This is a genomic window from Streptomyces sp. NPDC047061 (assembly GCF_040643955.1).
Classification (GTDB): domain Bacteria; phylum Actinomycetota; class Actinomycetes; order Streptomycetales; family Streptomycetaceae; genus Streptomyces.
The window spans coordinates 503,361-515,772 of sequence record NZ_JBEYVI010000002.1 but is presented as its reverse complement, the minus strand read 5'-3'; the positions used below and the strand labels follow the sequence as shown (position 1 = coordinate 515,772).

The 12,412-nt window shown below is 70.6% G+C and carries 13 protein-coding genes; 7 read left to right on the top strand and 6 right to left on the bottom strand.

Annotated elements, in window-relative coordinates; translation table 11 throughout:
* The first annotated feature begins 119 nt into the window (after positions 1-119).
* Positions 120-905 carry a hypothetical protein gene (locus ABZ887_RS05855; protein WP_361283256.1) on the top strand — a complete coding sequence of 262 codons (786 nt, stop codon included), beginning with the start codon at positions 120-122 and terminating at the stop codon, positions 903-905.
* Positions 906-923: 18 nt separating this feature from the next.
* On the opposite strand, the gene ABZ887_RS05850 is transcribed toward ABZ887_RS05855, so the two are convergent.
* Positions 924-1,364 (bottom strand): hypothetical protein, encoded by a 441-nt coding sequence (locus tag ABZ887_RS05850; protein ID WP_361283254.1) that lies wholly within the window; start codon positions 1,362-1,364, stop codon positions 924-926.
* A gap of 131 nt (positions 1,365-1,495) precedes the next feature.
* Here ABZ887_RS05850 and ABZ887_RS05845 point away from each other — a divergent pair, with 131 nt between their 5' ends.
* The 4 genes from ABZ887_RS05845 to ABZ887_RS05830 all read left to right on the top strand — a co-directional run bounded on the left by ABZ887_RS05845 (position 1,496) and on the right by ABZ887_RS05830 (position 3,655).
* Positions 1,496-1,906: a VOC family protein gene (locus tag ABZ887_RS05845; protein ID WP_361283252.1), complete on the top strand. Its 411-nt coding sequence runs from the start codon at positions 1,496-1,498 to the stop codon at positions 1,904-1,906.
* A 94-nt stretch (positions 1,907-2,000) separates the two neighbouring features.
* Entirely contained in the window at positions 2,001-2,408 is a 408-nt protein-coding gene (locus ABZ887_RS05840; protein WP_361283250.1) for a hypothetical protein, read from the top strand.
* Entirely contained in the window at positions 2,405-2,899 is a 495-nt protein-coding gene (locus tag ABZ887_RS05835; RefSeq protein ID WP_361283248.1) for a DCC1-like thiol-disulfide oxidoreductase family protein, read from the top strand. The genes ABZ887_RS05840 and ABZ887_RS05835 overlap by 4 nt, the downstream gene beginning before the upstream one ends.
* A gap of 9 nt (positions 2,900-2,908) precedes the next feature.
* Complete coding sequence (locus ABZ887_RS05830; RefSeq protein ID WP_361283246.1) at positions 2,909-3,655, top strand: TetR family transcriptional regulator; 747 nt, start codon at positions 2,909-2,911, stop codon at positions 3,653-3,655.
* On the opposite strand, the gene ABZ887_RS05825 is transcribed toward ABZ887_RS05830, so the two are convergent.
* Positions 3,648-6,056: an MMPL family transporter gene (locus ABZ887_RS05825; protein ID WP_361283381.1), complete on the bottom strand. Its 2,409-nt coding sequence runs from the start codon at positions 6,054-6,056 to the stop codon at positions 3,648-3,650. The two genes, ABZ887_RS05830 and ABZ887_RS05825, sit on opposite strands and share 8 nt — an antisense overlap.
* 175 nt (positions 6,057-6,231) lie before the next feature.
* On the opposite strand from ABZ887_RS05825, the gene ABZ887_RS05820 reads away from it, so the two are divergent.
* Both ABZ887_RS05820 and ABZ887_RS05815 read left to right on the top strand, forming a co-directional pair.
* Entirely contained in the window at positions 6,232-6,921 is a 690-nt protein-coding gene (locus tag ABZ887_RS05820) for a response regulator transcription factor (protein ID WP_350776007.1), read from the top strand.
* Entirely contained in the window at positions 6,918-8,351 is a 1,434-nt protein-coding gene (locus ABZ887_RS05815; RefSeq protein WP_361283244.1) for a HAMP domain-containing sensor histidine kinase, read from the top strand. Before ABZ887_RS05820 ends, ABZ887_RS05815 begins: the two co-directional genes overlap by 4 nt.
* Positions 8,352-8,486: 135 nt before the next feature.
* Here ABZ887_RS05815 and ABZ887_RS05810 read toward each other — a convergent pair whose 3' ends face one another.
* The 4 genes from ABZ887_RS05810 to ABZ887_RS05795 form a co-directional block, all read right to left on the bottom strand.
* Positions 8,487-8,888 (bottom strand): ATP-binding protein, encoded by a 402-nt coding sequence (locus ABZ887_RS05810; RefSeq protein ID WP_361283379.1) that lies wholly within the window; start codon positions 8,886-8,888, stop codon positions 8,487-8,489.
* A 5-nt stretch (positions 8,889-8,893) separates the two neighbouring features.
* Positions 8,894-10,450 (bottom strand): ABC transporter substrate-binding protein, encoded by a 1,557-nt coding sequence (locus ABZ887_RS05805; RefSeq protein ID WP_361283242.1) that lies wholly within the window; start codon positions 10,448-10,450, stop codon positions 8,894-8,896.
* Positions 10,451-10,660: 210 nt separating this feature from the next.
* Positions 10,661-11,947, bottom strand: a complete 1,287-nt coding sequence (locus tag ABZ887_RS05800) for a metallophosphoesterase (protein WP_361283240.1) — start codon at positions 11,945-11,947, stop codon at positions 10,661-10,663.
* Between the two features lie 27 nt (positions 11,948-11,974).
* Positions 11,975-12,214: a hypothetical protein gene (locus tag ABZ887_RS05795; RefSeq protein ID WP_361283238.1), complete on the bottom strand. Its 240-nt coding sequence runs from the start codon at positions 12,212-12,214 to the stop codon at positions 11,975-11,977.
* Positions 12,215-12,412: the final 198 nt, after the last annotated feature.

Below are 12,412 nucleotides of genomic sequence, written 5' to 3'. Positions count from 1 at the left end.
GGTCGTACACATTCCCGGAAATGAAGACGATCGTCCGATCCGTTCACGGCCCCGGGCTTCCTACGGTGGCGCGCACAGCGCCGGGCGAAATCCGCCGAGCGAAGCAAAGGGAGCATCACGTGACGACTACCCGTCCACCCGAGTCCCGACGGCACAGCGCCGTCAAGGTCCCGGAGGTCACCCTGGTCTTCTGGGGGGCGAAACTGGCGACCACCGCGTTCGGCGAGGCATTCTCCGATTACGTGTTCTTCAACGATTACATCGGCAGAAATAAGGCGATACTGGGCGGCCTGATCCTGTTGGCCGGCTGCCTCGCGGTACAACTGTCCAGGCGGACGTACTCACCGCTCGCCTACTGGACGACCGTCGTGGCCGTCAGTGTCTTCGGCACCATGTCGGCGGACTTCCTGAACCAGGATCTCGGTATGCCGCTGTGGGGCTCGACGGTACTGCTGCTGGTTCTCCAGGCCGGCGTCTTCGCCGCCTGGTGGCGGACCCAGGGGACACTGGACACGCACTCGGTCGACAACCGGCCGCGCGAGATCTTCTACTGGCTCACGGTGATCTTCACCTTCGCGCTCGGTACGGCGGCGGGCGACCTCGCCGCCGGACCGCTGGGGCTGGGCACACTGGCGGCCACGTTCGTCTTCCTGGGGCTCATCCTGGTTCCCGCGCTGGCCCACCGCCGGTTCGCGCTGAACGAGGTCGCCGCGTTCTGGCTGGCCTACACCCTCACCCGTCCGCTGGGCGCCTCCTTCGCCGACTGGCTCGGCGTTCCCGCGCCCTACGGAGACGGTCTGCAACTGGGCACCGGCCCCATGAGCCTGGCCACCGGGGCAGTGCTGCTCGCCGTGCTCGGCGTGGTGGTGAGCAGGCACACGGCGGCCACGCGGCAGAGCCGATGACCATGAGAGCCCCCACTCTCACCCCTCGGGGGGCCTGCGCCACTCCCGGGCGCCCGCCGCGCGCATCAGTGACAGGGCCGTGTCCGGGTCGCCGGAGACCAGGGGGTGCACGAGTTCGACGTAACGGACCTGGCCGGCCAGGGACCTGCGGAGCTGGCGGAGGGTGCGGGCGCCGAAGGAGACCCCGCCGGGGCGGTCCACGACGCCCGCCGTGACGGCCAGCCCCTCGATGCCGACCTTGCACTCGGTCAGCGGGGTCGTGCGGCAGACGTGGATCTCGACGTCGCCCTGCCACAGGCCGAGGACCGCCTTGTAGGTCACTCCCGATCCGGCGTAGGTCGCGACCGCGAGATGCCGGTCCTCCTCGGCGCCGCCCGGCCCGTCCAGGCCCAGCCGCTGCGCGACCTCGGCGAAAGCCGCCCGCGCCTCGCCCTGGAAGGCCTCTGCTCCCGGAGCCATCCCCGCCCCCTCGCTCGCCCGGCACCGACGAGCGCTCAGCGTACCGACGCGGCGGCCCCCTTCTCGGCCCATTGAGTGACCCGACGGTCAGCCCGCCCGGCAACCGTCATCTCTACTCCTAATCTGATTGCATGTCAGATGACGAGTCGTACGAACTGCTCGGGTTCGACAACGTCGTGATGCCTGTCGGGAGGCTCGCGGATGCCGTCGCCTTCTACGAGCGGGCCGGGTTCACGGTCGGGTTCCGGTTCGACGAGGGCGGGATCGCCCTGCTGAAGGTCGGGGGCGAGACGCCCGGGATCCTGTTGCGCGCCGAGGAGGGGCTGGGGCACCGGCCGGCGGTGTGGGCCTCGCCGCGCGTGTGGCTGGAGGTGCCGGACGCGCGGGCCGCGGCCGCGCGTTTCAAGGAGGCCGGGATCGCCGTCCTCGACGAGCCGTTCTCGGTGGCCACCGGCTGGACCGTCGAGGTCGCCGACCCCTGGGGGAACATCCTCGGCTTCACGGACTACGGCAAGCGGCCGGAGCTCGCCCGGCGGGGGTGAAGGGGGTCACTCCGCGATTGAGTTGAACATGTTCAAAAGCGGGTCTAGAGTCATCCCTGTCAGCGTTTTGAACGCGTTCAAGAAGGGGTGGGACATGGACCGCACGGTCATCGCCTACGTCATCTACCTGCTCGTCAGCATCGGCCTGACCATCTGGGTGGCCCGCACGCTCAGCCGCAACGGGCGGATCTTCCTCTCCGACGTCCTGCACGGCAACGAGCAGCTCGCCGACGCCGTCAACCACCTGCTGGTGGTCGGCTTCTACCTCGTCAACCTCGGCTTCGTCGCGCTCTACCTGCACACCAGCGACACGATCGACAACGCCCGGGGCATCTTCGAGGCGCTGTCCGCCAAGCTCGGGGTGGTGCTGCTGGTGCTCGGCGTGATGCACCTCGGCAACGTCTACGTGCTCAACCGGATACGGCGCCGCGGGATCATGGAGAAGGAGCAGTTCCCGCCGGTCCCGCCGCAGGGGTGGACCGCTCCGGCGGCCGGGGCGTGACCGCCGTGACCGCGACCGACGACCGGGGCGCCGTGGGCGTCCCGGTCCACGGGCTCACCGTCCTCTACGACGCGGAGTGCACCCTCTGCACCCACCTGCGCGACTGGCTCGGGCGCCAGCCGCAGCTGGTGCCGCTCACCCTCGTGCCCGCCGGGTCGGACGAGGCCCGCGCCCGGTTCCCCGGCCTCGACCACTCGGCCACCCTCGACGAGGTCACCGTCGTCGGCGACGGCGGGCAGGTGTACCGGGACACCGCCGCGTGGATCGTGGTGCTGTGGGCGCTGCGGGAACAGCGGCCGCTGGCCCACCGGCTGAGCACGCCGGCCGGGGCCCGGCTGGCGCGCGGCGCGGTGCTCGCCGCCTCCTGGTGGCGGGGCGGGCAGGGAACCGGGCAGCCGTTCCGGCGGGAGGACGGGTGGCTCTACGAACCCGCCGTCGGGTGGCTCTACGACCCTCCGGGCTGTGACAGCGGCGTCTGCGCCACTCGTTAGGCTCTGTCCGTGTCCGCGAAGAACGACGGTCCCGTCGAGGCCGCTGCCCAGAGCAAGTCCGAGCAGACCCGTGCGCTGATCCTGGAGACGGCGATGCGGCTGTTCCGGGAGCGGGGCTACGAGAAGACCACGATGCGGGCGATCGCCACGGAGGCCGGGGTCTCCGTCGGCAACGCGTACTACTACTTCGCCGGCAAGGAGCACCTGATCCAGGGCTTCTACGACCAGCTCGCCGCCGAGCACCGGGTGGCGGTCCGCGAGGTCCTGGACAAGGAGACCGACCTGGAGGCGCGGCTCGCGGGCGTGCTGAAGGTGTGGCTGGACATCGCCCGGCCGTACCACGAGTTCGCGGTCCACTTCTTCAAGAACGCCGCCGACCCCGACAGCCCGCTCAGCCCCTTCTCCCCGGAGAGCGAGCACGCGCGCGACGAGGCGATCAGCGTGCACCGCGAGGTGCTGGCCGGGGCGAAGACCAAGGTCGCCCCCGAACTGCGGGACGTACTGCCCGAGTTGATGTGGCTCTCGCAGATGGGGCTGGTCCTGTACTGGATCTTCGACCGGACCGAGGGGCGGGAGAGGAGCTACCGGCTGGCCGAGCGGGGGGCCCGGCTGACCGCGCGAGGGGTGTCCCTCGCGCGGTTCCGGGTACTGCGGCCGCTGGTCCTGGAGGTCCACGAGCTGTTCACGGACTTCCTGCCGGGGATGACCCGGGTACTGCCGGATCCGGGCGGCAGGGCCAAGAGCCCGGCTAGTTGACCGCGTCCACCTCGTCCCCGGTCAGCTCCACGTCGTACACCAGCGGCCCCTCCGCCACCGTCACGTGCCGGGCCTTCGAGCCGTACGACGAGGACGTCACCGCCAGCAGATACGCGCCCGGCGCCGGTACCGACACGATGTAGGAGCCGTCCGCCAGGGACGTGACGTGGTCCAGTTGGCGGCCGCCCTTGGACATCAGGGTGACCGAGGCCTCCTCCACCGGGTCGCCGTCCGCCGTGCGGACGAAGCCGTGGATCGCCGTGGCCGGGCCGCCCGGCTCCGTGGGTTCGGGCGCCGCCGTCTCCTGCGGTTCCACCGCGAGGTGCGGGAGCCGCTTGTCCAGCCAGGTCGGCAGCCACCAGTTGGACCTGCCCAGCAGGTGCATCATCGCCGGGACCAGGGCCGTACGGAGGATGAAGGCGTCCAGGGCGACCGCCGCCGCGAGGCCCACGCCCGCCGTCGCCGCACCCGAGTCGCCGCTGAGGACGAAGGCCAGGAAGACGCAGACCATGATCAGGGCCGCGCTGTTGATGACGCGGCTGGTCTCCGCGAGGCCGACCCGGACCGCCCGCGCGTTGTCCTTCGTGTGCACCCACTCCTCGTGCATCCGGCTCACCAGGAACACCTGGTAGTCCATGGAGAGGCCGAAGAGGAGGGAGAGCATGATGACCGGGAGGAACGCGTTGATCGGGCCCTCCTTGCCGAGGCCCAGCAGGTCCAGGCCCCAGCCCCACTGGAAGATCGCCACGAGCACGCCGAAGGAGGCCGCCGCCGCGATCAGGTTCATCAGGGCGGCCGTCAGCGGGACGACCAGGGAGCGGAAGGCGACCAGGAGCAGCAGGAAGCCCAGGGCGATGATCGTCCCGATGAAGAGGGGCAGCCGGTCGCCGGTGACGGAGGCGAAGTCCTTGGACACCGCCGTCACACCGCCCACGTGCGCCTCCGCGCCCGCCTGCGGGATCACCTTGTCGCGCAGGGTGTCGATCAGGTCGTCCGTCTCCTTGGACTGCGGGGAGGTGGTCGGGACGACCTGGATGACCGTGACGCCCTGGGACGGGGGCAGCTCGGCCACCTGGGCGACGCCCGGCGTCGACTTCAGGCCCTGGACCAGCTTCGCCGTGTCGCCGCCGACGCTGACCACCTGGAGGGGGCCGTTGAAGCCGGGGCCGAAGCCCTCGGCGAGCAGGTCGTAGGCCTTCCTGGTGGTCGTGGACGCGTCGTCGTTGCCCTGGTCGGTGGCGCCGAGGCGCAGCGAGAGGACCGGGATGGCCAGGACGGCCATGACGACCACCGCGAGCGCCGCGATGCGGCGCGGGCGCTTCTCCACGCTCGCCGACCAGCGGGCCGCGAGACCGCTCGCCTTCTCCGGCTCCGGGCCCTCGGCGGCCAGCCGGCGGCGCTGGCGGCGGCTGAGGACGCGCGGGCCGAGGAAGCCGAGCAGGGCCGGGAGGAGGGTGGTGGCCGCGAGGACGCTGAGCACCACCGTCAGGGACGTGCCGATGACCACGCCGTCCAGGAAGTGCAGCCTCGTGACCAGCATGCCGGCCAGCGCGATGCAGACCGTGCCGCCCGCGAACAGCACCGCCCGGCCCGAGGTGTTGAGGGCGGTGACCGCCGACTCCTCGGGGTCCATGCCGCGCAGGATGCCGCGCCGGTGCCGGGTGACGATGAACAGGGCGTAGTCGATGCCGACGCCGAGGCCGATCAGGGAGGCCAGCAGCGGGGCGATGTCGGGGATGTCGACGGCGTGGCTGAGCAGCTGAGTGGAGAACAGGCCCATGCCGACGCCGAAGACGGCGATCGCGATGGGCAGGGTCATCGCGAAGAACGAACCGAAGGCGAGGAACAGCACGACGGCCGCCGCGATGATGCCGACCATCTCGGAGAGACCCTGCGGCGGCTCCTGGACGCGCTGGATGGCCTGGCCGCCCAGCTCCACCTGGAGACCGTCCCGTTCCGCGGCCTGCGCGGTGTCGAGGACCTTCTGCACCTGCTCCTTGGGTATCTCGTTCGCCCGCTTGGTGAAGGTCAGCTGGGCGTACGCGATCGTGCCGTCCTTGCTGATCTGCGCCGACCCCCGGGCGCCGGCGTAGGGGCTGGTGACCGCGCCCACGCCGGGCAGCTTCGCGATCCTGTCCAGGGTCGGCTGGACCCGGTCCTGGACCGCCCTGTCCGTCACCGAGCCGCTGTCGACCTTCCACACCACGGTGTCCGTGTCACCGGAGGTGTCCGGGAAGGCCTTCTCCATCAGGTCGTACGCGCTCTTGGAGTCCGTGTCGGGGAGGGAGAACACGTTCGCGTAGTTCGTGCCCGCCGCCGAGGCCGAGAAGCCCACGCCGACGAGTGCCCCCACCCACAGCAACAGGACCACCAGCCGGTGCCGATAGCACCACCGTGCCAATGCCGTCACGCTCAACAGCTCCTTGTCGTAGATCACTTCGGTCGGTTGGTCCCCCAGGTCCTGGGCACCAGGATCGGCAGCGGGCCGGGCGCCGGGACACCGGGCGCGCATGACTCTCAAGGAACTCCAAAGCTGCGCGCCCCCGGCTGTCGGCGGCGGCGCCGATACTGGGGGCATGACGGCTCCAGGCAGCACCGTGCTGATCGTGGAGGACGAGCCGAGCATCGCGGACGTCCTCGCCATCGCCCTGCGCTACCACCGGTTCGAGGTGATGACGGCCGGCACGGTCCGGGACGCCCTCGCCCTGGCCGAGCGCACCCGGCCGGACGCGGCCCTGCTCGACGTGATGCTGCCGGACGGCGACGGCCGCGCCCTGGGCCGTGAGCTGCGCGCCCGGCGGCCGGACCTGGCGCTGGTGTTCCTCACCGCGCGGGACGCCCCGGCGGAGATAGTCGGGGCGCTCGGCTACGGCGACGACTACATCACCAAGCCGTTCAACATCGACGAGGTCGTCGCCCGGATCGGCGCCGTACTGCGCCGCACCCGCCCGGCGGACGTCATCCAGCAGCGCCCGCCGCTGCGCTACGGCGACCTGGAGCTGGACGAGACGACGTACTCGGTGCACCGCGCCGGCCGCACGGTCGAGCTGACCCCGACCGAGTACGCGCTGCTGCGCTTCCTGGTGCGCAACGGCGGCCGGATCGTGCCGAAGGAGCAGCTGCTCAAGCACGTCTGGCAGTACGAGCACATACCGTCCGAGTCGACTGTCGTGGAGACCTACATCAGCTATCTGCGGCGCAAGCTCGACGCCCTGGGAGCGCCGGTGATCACCACCCGGCGGGGTGTCGGGTACGGCCTGACATGAGCCTCGGCAAGCGCCGGCACCGGCACGGAATGCACTCGCTGCGCGGCAAGCTCACCCTGGCCAACGTGGGGCTGCTCGCCGTCGGCATCGTGGTGGCGGCCGTCGTGAGCATCATGGGCATGCGGCTGTACCTGCTCGACCAGGTGGACTCCGAGCTGCTCAAGATGCGGACGTCACTGGGGGATTCGGGACTGACGCTGCGGCAGGTCGACTCGCTGAGCGCGCTCGGTGTGATCCGCGACCGGATCGTCCCCACCGAGTCCGACCCGACACCGGACTCGATCTTCGCGGTCATCGACACCAAGGGCGACGCGATCTCCCTCTTCGACATGAAGCCGACCGAGGCCCAGCGCTCCCTCGCCGCCGCCGTGTCCGACCCGCGCGCCCTCGCCGCCGCGCCCGACCCGCACGACATCGAGGTGCACGGCGCGTCCTACCGGGTGACGGCGACCCGGCTCGCCGACGGCCCCTACGTCCTGCTGGCCCAGTCGACCGAGCTGCTGCACAAGGGCATAGCCAAGGCGCTCAAGCTCGACTTCGCGGTCGGCTCGCTGCTGCTGGCGCTGCTGTGCTGTCTGACCATGTACAGCGTGCGGCAACGGATGCTGCCGCTGGAGGACATGGTGGAGACGTCGTCGGCGATCGCCGAGGGCGACCTGACCCGGCGGGTGCCCTCCAGCCAGCATCCGACGGAGGAGGTCGAACAGCTGCGGCTCGCCCTCAACACCATGCTGCACCAGGTGGAGGCGGCCTACCGGACCCGCGAGCGCAGCGCGGCCCAGCTGCGCCGGTTCGTCGGCGACGCCTCGCACGAGCTGCGCACGCCGCTCGCCGCCATCCGCGGCTACCTCCAGCTGTACGAGAAGGGGATGCTGAGCGAGCCCGGGGAGCGGCGGCGGGCCTGGGACCGGATGCACGGGGAGGTGGACCGGATGGGCCGCCTGGTGGACGAGCTGCTGCTGCTCGCGCGGCTCGACCAGCGGCCGGAGATCCGGTTCCGGAACGTCGACGTGAGCCGGCTGGTGCGGGACGCGGCGGAGGACCTGCGGGCGCAGCAGCCGGGGCGGCCGGTGGCCGTGGAGGCCGACGGGGCGGTGCTGGTGCGGGCGGACGAGTCGGGGCTGCGGCAGGTGCTGGGGAACCTGATGGCCAACGTGCGTGTCCATACGCCCGGTGACGCCGCCGTGCGGTTGGGGGTGGAGCGGGCGGACGGGGTGGTGCGGGTGTGTGTGGCCGACGAGGGGCCGGGGCTGAAGGAGGAGGACGCGGGGCGGATCTTCGACCGGTTCTTCCGGGTGGGGAGCGCGGAGGGGAGCGGGCTGGGGATGGCGATCGTGCAGGGGGTGGTGGAGGCGCACGGGGGTGAGGTGTGTGTGCGGACCTCTCCCGGGGAGGGACTGGCGGTGACGGTGACGTTGCGTTGCGGCTGAGTTCCGGGTGCGGGTGCGTTGTGGCTGGTCGCGCCCACGCGGCGGCAGCCGCAAATGGATACAGCCCCGCGCCCCTTCTTTTAGGGGCGCGGGGAACTGCGCGAGCAACCACGACGGCACCGCGGCCGCAAACGGCTACGGGTCGACCGAGATCAACGCCCAGACGGTCTTGCCGTGGCTTCCTCTGCTCCACACACCCCACGCCGCCGCGATCGTCTCCACCAGGTGCAGGCCCCGGCCCGTCTCGTCGTCCTCTCTCACGAGGCGCAGGCGGGGCTCCGCCCGGCCCTCGTCCGAGACCTCTATCAGGCAGGAGCCGTCCGCCAGGGCCGTCACCGCGACCTCGAACTCCCGCTCGCGCAAGGGGCCGTGGCGGACGACGTTGGTCGCCAGTTCGGAGACGAGGAGAGTTGCGTCGTCGACCGCCCGGGTGTCCGGACCGTGGCCCCAGGCGGCCAGATGGTCCCGGACCCGGTGCCGGGCCAGGCCGACGGACGCCGGGTGCCGGGGGAGCCGGAAGGCGTTGCGTCTCAGCACGCCCGTCAGATCCAGTTCAGACTCCACAGGCGGAAGATGCCCGTGCTGTCCGTGAGGTACTGGGCCCCGCCCACGTCCTCGCTGCTGAGGACGTAGTCCGTGCGCTGCCACAGCGGGATCAGCGGGACGTCGTCCGCCACGTCCGTCTGGACGTTGCGGAAGTCCTGGTCGGCCCGGCTGCGGTCGGCGTAGCGCTGGCTGTCCTGGAGGAGGTGGTCGACGGCCTTGTTGCTGTAACCGGTGCTCATCACGGAGTCGCTGCCGACGAGGGAGGCGCCGAAGGTGTCCGGGTCGGGGTAGTCGGCGACCCAGCCGACCGCCCAGGCGTCCATCTTCCCCTGGGCCCACGACTTCTGGAAGTCGGTCCACTCGTACCCCTTGACGTCGACCTTGAACAGGCCGCCCGCCTCCAGCTGCTTCTTCAGCGCGGCGGCCTCCTCGGCTCCCGCGCCGTGGCCGATGCCGTAGCCGAAGGTGAACTTGACGGGGGTGCTGACGCCCGCCTCCTCCAGGAGCGCCTTCGCCTTGGCGACGCTCTGGGTCGGGTAGGTGTCGAAGAAGGACGTGGTGTGGCCGGTGAGGCCGGTCGGGATCAGTGAGTACAGCGGCTGCACCGTGCCGTCGTACACGGTCGAGGCCAGTTCCTCGCGGTTGATCAGCCAGGCGATGGCCCGGCGGACCAGTACGTCGTGCAGGGCAGAGCTCTTGCGGGTGTTCAGGTACAGGTTGCGGGTCTCGGAGCTGTCCGACTCCAGGACGCGCTGGTCGGGGTCGCTCGGCGAGAGCTTGGAGACCATGCCGGGCGGCAGCGTGCGGGTCGCCACGTCGATCTTCTTGGCCTTGTACGCGCCGGCGAGCTTGGCCGAGTCGGCGTAGTAGTTCAGCTCGACGGGGCGGCCGGTGCCGCTCAGCTCACCCTTGTAGTTGCTGTTGGGCCGCAGGGTCGCCTGCTTGCCCTTCGTGTACGACGTCAGGGTGTACGGGCCGGTGCCGTCCACCGAGTCGTCGGTGCGCAGCTTGTCCGCCGGGTACTTGTCCTTGTCGACGATCGCGCCGGCGCCGGTGGCCAGCTTGAACGGGAACGTCGCGTCCGGGGACGACAGGTGGAAGGTGACAGTCTTGCCGGAGGCGGTCACCGAACCGAGCGTCGAGAGCAGGGAGGCCGGGCCGACATCGGAGTTGATCTTCTTGACCCGGTCGAAGGAGTACTTCACGTCCTCGGCGGTCATCGCCCGGCCGCTCGGGAAGGTGATCCCGTCGCGTACCACGCAGCGGTAGGTCTGGAGGCCGGAGTCCGTGAAGTCACAGCTCTGGGCGGCGTCCGGGACCGGCTGGACACCGCTGGGCTCGAAGGTCAGCAGTGTCTGGAAGACGTTGTTGAACAGCGCCCAGGAACCGGCGTCGTACGCGCCGGCCGGGTCGAGCGAGGTGACGGCGTCGGTCGTGCCGACGGTGATCGTCTTGTTCTTGTTCTCCTGCGACGGCAGCAGCTGCCAGCCACCGATTCCCACGACCGCCAGGACGACAAGTGTGACGAGAATCCGCATGCGAACAGATCGCATGGTTGGTGCCCTCCCCAGGACCAGCGCGGGTCCGCTCCAGGCCCTACCCAGGCCCTCCGCAAATGCCACTCCCCTAAGTGACGCGGCTCACCTAATCACAGGTGTTTCATGTGGGGGAAGAGTGATCTGACTAGATGAGGAAGAACTTACCGAGGGCTTGTTTCCGCCGGATTTCACAGCTCTTCCACAGTGAGTGCGGGGCTGTTTCGGTCAGGCCTGTATCGACGCCAGCTCGATGACCGTGATGTCCGACGGGGCGCCGACCCGGGTGGGCGGCCCCCAGGCACCGGCGCCCCGGGAGACGTACAACTGGGTGTCGCCGTAGCGGTCCAGGCCGGCGACGGTCGGGTTGGCCGCCGCCGCGATGAAGTTGCCCGGCCAGAGCTGGCCGCCGTGGGTGTGGCCGGAGAGCTGCAGGTCGACGTGGTGCCGGACGGCCTCGTGGATCTGGACGGGCTGGTGGGCGAGGAGCACGCAGGCGCGGGCCGTGTCGCGGCCGGCCAGGGCACGGTCGAAGTCCGGGCCCTGGCCCGTGCTCTCGCCGGCGATGTCGTTCACACCGGCGAGGTCGAAATGGGCCAGTTCGGTGCGGGCGTTCTCCAGGGGGTGCAGGCCGAGGGTGCGGACCTCCTCGACCCACTGCCGGGCGCCGGAGAAGTACTCGTGGTTTCCGGTGACGAAGTAGCTGCCGTGGCGTGCCGACAGCTGGGCCAGGGGGGCGGCCGCGGGGCCGAGGTCCTTCACGCTGCCGTCGACGAGGTCGCCGACCACCGCGATGAGGTCGGGCTGGGTGGCGTTGATCGTGTCGACGACCCGCTGCGCGAAGCCGCGGCCGAGGACGGGGCCGAGGTGGATGTCGCTCACGACGGCGATGCGGTAGCCGTGGGCGGCGCGCGGGAGTTTGGCCAGGGGGACGGTGACGCGTTTCACGCGCGGGCCGCGGAGGACGCCGTAGGTGCCGTAGCCGACGGTGGCCGTCGCTGCGGTGGCGGCTGCGCCGCCGACGACGCGGGAGACGAAGAGGCGGCGGGTTGGGGTGGGGGTGGGTTCTTGAGCGCGGGTCAGTGGGGGCTGTTCGCGCAGTTCCCCGCGCCCCTGAGGGGGTCCACCGGTCGGTGTCAACAGTTGCGCGTCGTGGGGGCTGGTCGCGCAGTTCCCCGCGCCCCTGAGGGGGCGCTTGTCGTCCCGGCGCTTCAAGAGACGGCTCAGTAGAGGCCTCAGCGCCTCGCCCGCCACCACCGTCAGCAGCAGGTACAGGGACAGGACCATCCACAGGAAGCCCGGCCAGGCGAGGGCGCGCTGGAGTACGAACGGCGCGTGGCCCACCTCTGCGAACAGGGCCGCGAACATCAGGACCGGGCCGACGACGAACAGCGTGGTGCCCAGTTGGCGCGGCAGGCCCCACCCCGTGGTCGTGTCGCGCACCAGGCGGCGCCACAGGTACCAGTAGAGGGCCGTCACCACGGCCAGGGCGAGGAACCCGAAGACGATGATCACCCTGCCGTGCCTCTTCCTCTGCCGTTGCTATGACGTGCGGCGCAGTGCGCGGACTCCGCGCAACCCGATGACCCCGATGACCGTCCCCAATACGAAGGACACGACGGCCAGCGTCAGGTGGACCCAGAAGTACGCCGTGGGGTGGCCGTCGTCGAAGGCGAGTCCGCTGCCGTCCTTGACGAGGTTCTTGACGAAAGTGATCCAGATGAACCAGCTCCACACCCCGAACACGAGCAGGAACCAGGAGACCGGACGGCTGAGTTTCACAGGGACAGACCTTTCGTCACCACGCTGGGCGCCCACAGCCAACCGAACCGGCCGGGGGTCCGGCCCGTCGCGCAGCGACCAAAGGCCGCCGCGTCCCCCGGGTGAGCACAGCATGGGTTCAGTATCTCCGGGGGCTGTCCGGTTCCGGCTCCGGGGTGGGGTCGGTGGTGGGACTTCGGCCTCCCGGGCAGGTACGTT

Bases quoted from the DNA above. Each gene is read 5' to 3' on its own strand.
- ABZ887_RS05850 (WP_361283254.1), bottom strand. From the start codon at position 1,364: ATGGCTCCGGGAGCAGAGGCCTTCCAGGGCGAGGCGCGGGCGGCTTTC.
- ABZ887_RS05845 (WP_361283252.1), top strand. From the start codon at position 1,496: ATGTCAGATGACGAGTCGTACGAACTGCTCGGGTTCGACAACGTCGTG.
- ABZ887_RS05840 (WP_361283250.1), top strand. From the start codon at position 2,001: ATGGACCGCACGGTCATCGCCTACGTCATCTACCTGCTCGTCAGCATC.
- ABZ887_RS05820 (WP_350776007.1), top strand. From the start codon at position 6,232: ATGACGGCTCCAGGCAGCACCGTGCTGATCGTGGAGGACGAGCCGAGC.
- ABZ887_RS05815 (WP_361283244.1), top strand. From the start codon at position 6,918: ATGAGCCTCGGCAAGCGCCGGCACCGGCACGGAATGCACTCGCTGCGC.
- ABZ887_RS05805 (WP_361283242.1), bottom strand. From the start codon at position 10,450: ATGCGATCTGTTCGCATGCGGATTCTCGTCACACTTGTCGTCCTGGCG.